Consider the following 6,613-nt stretch of genomic DNA (forward strand, 5'->3'; position numbering starts at 1 on the left):
GCCCCTCGCCGAGACGTCCGCCAGGAGGCGCACAGTGGCCGCCAAGTTCGAGTATTGGACCGCCGTTTTCGGTGTTGGCCTCGAGGGGTTCTCCGACTACGACCACGACGAGCTCAACGCCATCGCGGCCGAAGGGTGGGAGCCGGTGAACATGACGGCTATCCACAACGGGTTCGCGACCGTCGTGCTGTTCCGCCGGGAGGTGGCTCCCGCGCCCCGGACGGCCAAGGCGGCCGCCGGCAAGGCGGCGGCGAGCAAGGCGGCGGCGAGCAAGGCGGCGGCCAAGAAGGCCCGCTGACTGGGGCCGTGGCCCCGGCGCGGCTGCGAGTGGCCGGCCTGCGGGTGGTCTACCGGTCGGCCGTGGCTCTCGAAGGGCTCGATCTCGCTCTCGGGGCCGGCCAGGTGCTGACCGTGACTGGTCCCAACGGGGCCGGCAAGTCCTCGCTGCTGCGGGCCGTGTCCGGGCTGCTGGGCTTGGCCGGCGGCCGGGTGGTGGGTGGCTCGGCCGAGGTGGACGGCGTTGCCATCGACCCCGACGACCCGGCGGCGGCCGTCAGGCGGGGTGTCGGCCACGCCCTGGAGGGACGGCGGGTGTTCCGCGACCTGTCGGTGGGGGACAACCTGGCGGCCGGGGGGTTCGTGCTGACCGCGGGCCGGGCGGCCCAGCGGGTGGGCTGGGCGTTGGACCGGTTCCCGGCCCTGGCCGCCCGGTGTTCGACTCCCGCCGGACACCTCTCGGGCGGCGAGCAGCAGCTCCTGGTCATCGCCCGGGCCATGGTGGCCGAGCCCCGCCTGCTCCTTCTCGACGAACCCACCGTCGGCCTGGCCGACGCCTCGGTGGAGCTGGTGGCCGCGGCCGTCGCCGAGGTGGCGGCCGCCGGGGGCGCGGTGGTGGTGGCCGAACAGGAGCTCCGCCTGATGCCGTCCTCGGACGTGGTGCGTCTCGACCGGGGCCGCCGGGCCGGGGTCCCGGCCCCGGCCCCGGCCCCGGCATGATCGGGCTCCCCACACCGGTTGTGGGGACGTGAGCGCGCCTGGGCCGTTGCTGGCCGTCGAGGGGCTGGTGCGGCGGTTCGGGGGGGTGGCCGCTCTCGACGGGGCCAGCTTCTCGGTGGGGGCGGGTGAGCGGGTCGCCCTGGTGGGGCCCAACGGGGCCGGCAAGACCACCGTGCTCAACTGCATCAGCGGCGACGAGCGTCCCGACGCCGGCCGGGTGGTGCTGGCCGGGCGGGACCTGGCCGGGCTGGGGCCGGCCCCGCGGGTTGCCCTCGGGGTGTCGCGCTCCCTCCAGGGCCTGGGCCTGGTCGAGGGCCTGGACGTGACCGCCAACCTCCTGCTCGGGCGCCACCACCTCATGAGGTCGGGGCTGGTGGCCGGCGCCCTGCGCCTGCGCAGTGCCCGGGCCGAGGAGTCAACCCACCGGGAACGTTGCCAGCAGGTGGCCCGGACGCTCGGTCTCGAACCGCGGGCCCCCGTCCGGTCCCTCGATGCCGGGGCGCGCAAGCGGCTGGAGCTGGGCCGGGTGCTGGCCGGCGACGCCGTGCTGTTGCTGCTGGACGAGCCCTTCGCCGGGGCCGGGCCGGGCGACGTCGAGCTGATGGTGGCTGCCATCGAGGCGGCCACCGGCCCGGGACGGGCAGCCGCGGTGGTCGTCGACCACGCCTTGGGCACCGTCTCGGCCCTGGCCGACCGGTTGGTGACCCTCGACGGGGGCCGGACCGGACTGCAGGGCAGCGAGTTGGCCCGGTGACCGATCTCGCCCAGTTCGTGGTCAAGGGGGTGGCCCTGGGTGGGGTGTACGCCCTGGTGGCCCTGGGCTTCGTGGTCGTGTTCAAGGCCACCGGGGTGGTGAACTTCGCCCAGGGTTCGTTGCTGGCCGTGGGCGCCTACCTCACCTACACGACCTCGGTGTTGTGGGGCCTGCCTTTCCCGGTGGCGGTCGCCGCGGCCACCGCGGGTGCGGTCGTGCTGGCCCTGGCCGTCGAGCGGGTGGTGGTGCGGCCGCTGGCCGGCCAGCCCGCCATCTCGGTGGTGCTGGCCACGCTGGGGGTGGCCATAGTCGTCGAGCAGCTCATCACGGTGGTGTGGGGGTTCCGGCCCCACCACATCGGCGACCCTTGGGGGGCCGGCAGTGTGCGGTTCGCGGGGCTGGTCCTGTCGCAGGTCGACGTGGCCACGCTGGTGATCGTGGCCACCCTCGTCGGGGGCCTGTCGGCCTTCTTCCTCCGCACCCGGCTGGGCCTGGCCCTGCGGGCCGCGGCGGCCGATGCGGAGGCCGCGGCCGCCCTGGGGATCAGCCCCCGGCTGGTGTCGCGGGTGGCGTGGGCCATGGCCGCGGTGGTGGCCACCGTAGCCGGGGTACTGCTGGCCTCGGGCCCGGCCGCGGCTGTCCCCAACCTCGGCGAGCACGCCCTGCGGGCCTTCCCGGCCGTGCTGCTGGGGGGGTTCACGTCCCTGGCCGGGGCGCTGGCCGGAGGGGTGATCATCGGGGTCGTGGAGGTGCTGACCGCCGGCTACGCGCCCGGCCAGGAGCTGGTCGTCCCCTATCTCGTGATGCTGGCTGTGCTGCTGGCCCGTCCCGACGGCCTGTTCACCGCTCGTGAGGCCCGGCGCCTGTGACCCGCAACCGCGCCCTGGTGCTGGCCGCGGCGGTCATCTATGTCGTGCTTCCCCTGCGGGTGTCCGACCATTGGCTGTCGGTGCTCAACCTGGCGGCCATCGCCGCCGTCGGCGCCTACGGGCTCAACCTGCTCACGGGCACCTGCGGGCAGCTCTCGCTGGGCCACGCCGCCTTCCTGGGGGCGGGCGCCTACACGGCCGCGGTCGTGGGCGGGCCGCTGCCGGTATGGCTGGGGGCGGCGGCCCTCGTGGGCGCGCTGGTCGGGCTGGCCGCCGGCCCGCTGGCCGTGCGGGTCAAGGGCCACACGGTGGCCATCGTCACCCTGGCCCTGGTGTTCGTGGGCCAGCACGTGTTCCGGCGATGGACGTGGTTCACGGGCGGCAACGCCGGCCGCTCCGACCTGCCGTCGCCGGCCCTGCCCGGCACCCACGACCAGGGTTGGTTCTGGCTGGCCTGGGCCCTGGTGGCGGTGGTGGCCTGGCTGGTGGCCAATGTCATGCGCTCGCGCTCGGGCCGGGCCATGGCCGCGGTACGCACCAGCGAGCGGGCGGCCGCGGTGATGGGGGTGGACGTGGCCCGCACCAAGGTGGCGGCCTTCGTAGCGTCCGGTGCTCTGGCGGGGGCCGCGGGTGCCCTGTACGGCTCCTACCGGGGTTATGTCGGGCCGCAGGAGTGGGGCCTGCTGGTCTCGGTGCAGTACCTGGCCATGGTCCTGATCGGCGGCCTGGGGACGCTGCGGGGCCCGGTGCTGGGTGCGTTGTTCGTGACCGCCCTGCCCCACGCCGTGGACGCGGTGCTCGACGCCGGTCCTTCCGCCTTGGTCACCGAGGCCCAGGTCACCCAGTTGCTGTTCGGGGTGTCGATCGTGGCCGTCGTGCTCGTGCGGGCCCGGCGCCGCCCTCGGGCCGCAGTTCTGAGCGGGCCCGCTGGTCCTCATGTAACGGGGCCCGCGGCCCCGGAGGTCAACACGGGGTGAAACTGCCTCGACGCGTTCTACAACCGCTGCTCGCCCTCGCCCTCGTGGCCCTCGGCCTCTCCGGGTGTGGGCGCGACGCGGTGGCCGCCGCCCCCGGGTTCGACGGCCAGACCATCCGCCTCGGGGTGCTGACGCCGCTGCAGGGCCCGGTGGCCGCCATCGGTCGCCCCCTGACGGCCGGGGGCGAGCTCTACTTCGAGTGGCTGAACGCCGAGCGGGGCGGCATCGCCGGGCGCTACCGGGTCGAGCTGGTCGTGGAGGACACGGGCTACAACGCCGACACGGCCATCGCCAAGTACCAGAAGATCAAGAACAGCGTGGTCATGTTCGAACAGGTCCTGGGGACGCCCATCGTCAAGGCGCTCCTGCCCCAGTTCAACCGGGACGGGATCGTCGCCTCACCCGCCTCCCTCGACGCCGAATGGGCCCGCGAGCGCCACCTCCTGGCCCTGGGCGCGCCCTACCAGGTGCAGTTCGCCAACACCTTGGACTACTGGGTGAACGAGGCCGGGGGCCGGGGCCAGAAGGCGTGCTTCGCGGGAGTGGCCTCGCCTTATGGGGACGCCGGCCTGCAAGGCCTGGAGGCGGCGGCCGCCGAGCTGGGGGTAACAGTGGCCGCTCGCGCCCGCTACAACGCCGGGGACACGTCGTTCACCGGGCCGGTAACCCAGCTGCGCGACGCGGGTTGCGACGCCGTGTTCATGGCCACCTTCGCGGGAGACACGTCGCGCATCGTGGGCGAGGCCGAGGCCCTGGAGTTCCGCCCGCAGTTCGCCGTGCAGGCCACCGGTTGGGACCCCTCGCTGGCCACCGGTCCGCTCGGCGCGGTCATGGCCCGGTCGGTGTGGGTCATGGGGGAGGGCACCGAGTGGGGAGACCGGTCCGTCAAGGGCCAGGCCGAGATGCTCCAACGCCTGGCCCGCTACCGCCCGTCACAGGCGCCCGACTACTACTTCGTGTTCGGGTACTACCAGGCCTGGGCCGCGGCCCAGGTCCTCGAACTGGCGGCCGAGCGTGGTGACCTGTCCCGGGCCGGCATCGTGTCGGCCATGGAGGCGGTCGACGTCCTGCGCTTCGAGGGCCTGTCGGGCGACTACGTGTACGGCCCGGCCACCGAGCGGGTGCCCCCCCGGGCCAGCACGATCTTCTCCGTCGACCCCACCCGCCCGCTGGGCCTGGCTGCGCTGGTCGTCAACCTCGAGACCCGCACAGCCGCGGCCTACCCGTTCCCGTAGGCCGCGGGCCCGAGCGAGTGCCGTCAGGGGTGGTCGGGCGCGGCCACCTGCTCGATGATGGCCCGGCGGCGGTGTGCCCGGGCGGCCAGCTCGGCGTCCTCGCCGCTCTGGCGCAGCCAGGCCAGGGCCTCGTCCACCTGCAGGCCGGTGGTGGCCGCGTCGATGCAGTCGCGCACGGCCAGCACCTGGGCCCGTGAGACGGTGTCGGCTGCCCACACGCCCGCCGGCGTGGTGGCCAGCACGAGCTCGGACGTCCCCATCAACGAACGCATCTGGTTGGCCGTCACGCCCGCCGGGCAGGCCAGCACATGAACGGGCCCGATGGAACCGCCCAGGGCACCGGCCAAGAGGTGGTCATGGCGGTGGAGCTGGCCGACGAGCTCGCGCGAGGCGGCCAGTGACAGCCCTTCGGGCGCGCCGTGGGCCACCATGAGGACCCTCTGGCCGCCGAGCTCGACATGCACCGCCGGGCGGTTGGCGCCCGGTTCGCGATGGCCCTGCCCGCCGGTGGCGGCCACCAGGGCGGCGACGACGGCTTCCTCCATGGCGGCTTTGCGGCCGGCGAACGTGAGCCGCCGCCAGTCGAGGGCCGCGCCCTGGGAGTGGCGCCCCCGGCGCGACGAACCCACCCCGGCCAGGGCCAGCGCGTGGAGGGCGTCACCGACAGCGTCGACGGCCGCCTCGACGGCCTCGGCTCGCGTCCGGGCCGACGACGTGAGCGAACGTAGACCGTCGACGGCGGCCGCGAAGGCGTTATCGGCCTTGGTGGGCCGGGGAGGGGACTGCACCAGCGGTCTGATGTCGACGATGCGCACCTTGGTGCGGGTGTCGGCCAGGGCCTCTTCGAGCTCGGCGTGGCAGACGCCGACGCCCCGGCCGGGGATGACCGTGCCCGCCTCGCCCGAGAACAGGACCAGCACGATCGTGGCGTCCCGGGCCCGCTCGGTGGAGCGGTCGTACCAATCGGACTCGGCGGGCAGGGCCTCGCTGTCCTCGTTGACCCAGACCGAAAGGCGGGGCTCCCCGTCGGGGCGGGCGAGCACGCTCTGGAGCCGTTCCTTGACCTCCCGGCGCAGGGCCGTGAGGTCCCCGCCGCCGGTCAGGGCCGTGCGGTTGCGGCTGGAGACCATGACCTCGATGAGGCGGGCCGCCGCCATGAGCGGCGCTAGTGCCCGCTGGGTTCGGAGCGGTCGACGGCGATGGCCACGCCGCCCCCCAAGGCGAGAAGCACGCCGAAGCCTATGGCCGAGGTCAGGCTGGGTGCACCCTCTCCCGCGGCCGACAGGGCCCGCTGGAGCTGGACTGTGTACAGCACGGCCACGGCGACCACCGTGCCGCCCAGGACGCGCCGGACCGCCACCTTGCCCCCCAAGACGGTGAGGACGGCCGCGCCGACGGCCAGGGCCAGTAGTACGAGGCCCACCTTGAGACCGCCTTCGGCCGCCCGGTAGTCCCACAAGAAGTTGACGGGGACGTCGAAGGCGTTGCTACGCGCCCCGACGACTCGGATCCACGCCATGAGGGTCCCCAGGAGCACCACTGCGGCCCCGACGAGCGCCGGGCCGATCGCGAGACCGCCCACCCGGGGCATGCGGGACGAGGGGGGCGCGCCCTGGTCGGCGCTTCCCCACCACTGGTCGCCCGGGCCCTCGCCGAGGGCCGTTGCCGGCTCGGGGGGCGGCCGCCGCCGGAGCTGGTCCTGCTGCTTCTGGCGGGCCTTCTCCTTGGCGGCCTCGTCGAACGGGGACGGCTCGCCCCCGGTGTCCGGCCCGGGACGGGACG

The 6,613-nt window shown here is 74.6% G+C and carries 8 protein-coding genes; 6 read left to right on the forward strand and 2 right to left on the reverse strand.

The window, feature by feature from the left end:
• Positions 1–34 precede the first annotated feature (34 nt).
• The 6 genes from AB1673_09905 to AB1673_09930 are packed head-to-tail and all read left to right on the forward strand — an operon-like array spanning position 35 to position 4,831.
• Positions 35–298: a hypothetical protein gene (locus AB1673_09905; protein MEW6154285.1), complete on the forward strand. Its 264-nt coding sequence runs from the start codon at positions 35–37 to the stop codon at positions 296–298.
• A gap of 8 nt (positions 299–306) precedes the next feature.
• A complete protein-coding gene (locus tag AB1673_09910) occupies positions 307–996 on the forward strand; it encodes an ATP-binding cassette domain-containing protein (GenBank protein ID MEW6154286.1) in 690 nt (229 codons plus the stop codon).
• 28 nt (positions 997–1,024) lie between these two features.
• Positions 1,025–1,750 carry an ATP-binding cassette domain-containing protein gene (locus tag AB1673_09915; protein MEW6154287.1) on the forward strand — a complete coding sequence of 242 codons (726 nt, stop codon included), beginning with the start codon at positions 1,025–1,027 and terminating at the stop codon, positions 1,748–1,750.
• On the forward strand, positions 1,747–2,619 hold the full coding sequence (locus AB1673_09920) for a branched-chain amino acid ABC transporter permease (protein MEW6154288.1): 873 nt from the start codon (positions 1,747–1,749) through the stop codon (positions 2,617–2,619). Before AB1673_09915 ends, AB1673_09920 begins: the two co-directional genes overlap by 4 nt.
• On the forward strand, positions 2,616–3,596 hold the full coding sequence (locus AB1673_09925) for a branched-chain amino acid ABC transporter permease (GenBank protein ID MEW6154289.1): 981 nt from the start codon (positions 2,616–2,618) through the stop codon (positions 3,594–3,596). Before AB1673_09920 ends, AB1673_09925 begins: the two co-directional genes overlap by 4 nt.
• A complete protein-coding gene (locus AB1673_09930) occupies positions 3,593–4,831 on the forward strand; it encodes an ABC transporter substrate-binding protein (protein ID MEW6154290.1) in 1,239 nt (412 codons plus the stop codon). The genes AB1673_09925 and AB1673_09930 overlap by 4 nt, the downstream gene beginning before the upstream one ends.
• 23 nt (positions 4,832–4,854) lie before the next feature.
• Here AB1673_09930 and AB1673_09935 read toward each other — a convergent pair whose 3' ends face one another.
• Positions 4,855–5,988 carry a hypothetical protein gene (locus AB1673_09935; GenBank protein MEW6154291.1) on the reverse strand — a complete coding sequence of 378 codons (1,134 nt, stop codon included), beginning with the start codon at positions 5,986–5,988 and terminating at the stop codon, positions 4,855–4,857.
• Positions 5,989–5,996: 8 nt separating this feature from the next.
• A partial coding sequence (locus AB1673_09940; protein MEW6154292.1) for a hypothetical protein occupies positions 5,997–6,613 on the reverse strand: 617 nt, incomplete at its 5' end.

The sequence above is a fragment of the Actinomycetota bacterium genome (assembly GCA_040754375.1).
GTDB lineage: Bacteria > Actinomycetota > Acidimicrobiia > Acidimicrobiales > AC-14 > JBFMCT01.

Excerpts from the sequence above, each read along its gene's own strand:
- AB1673_09935 (MEW6154291.1), bottom strand. The coding sequence starts at position 5,988 with ATGGCGGCGGCCCGCCTCATCGAGGTCATGGTCTCCAGCCGCAACCGC.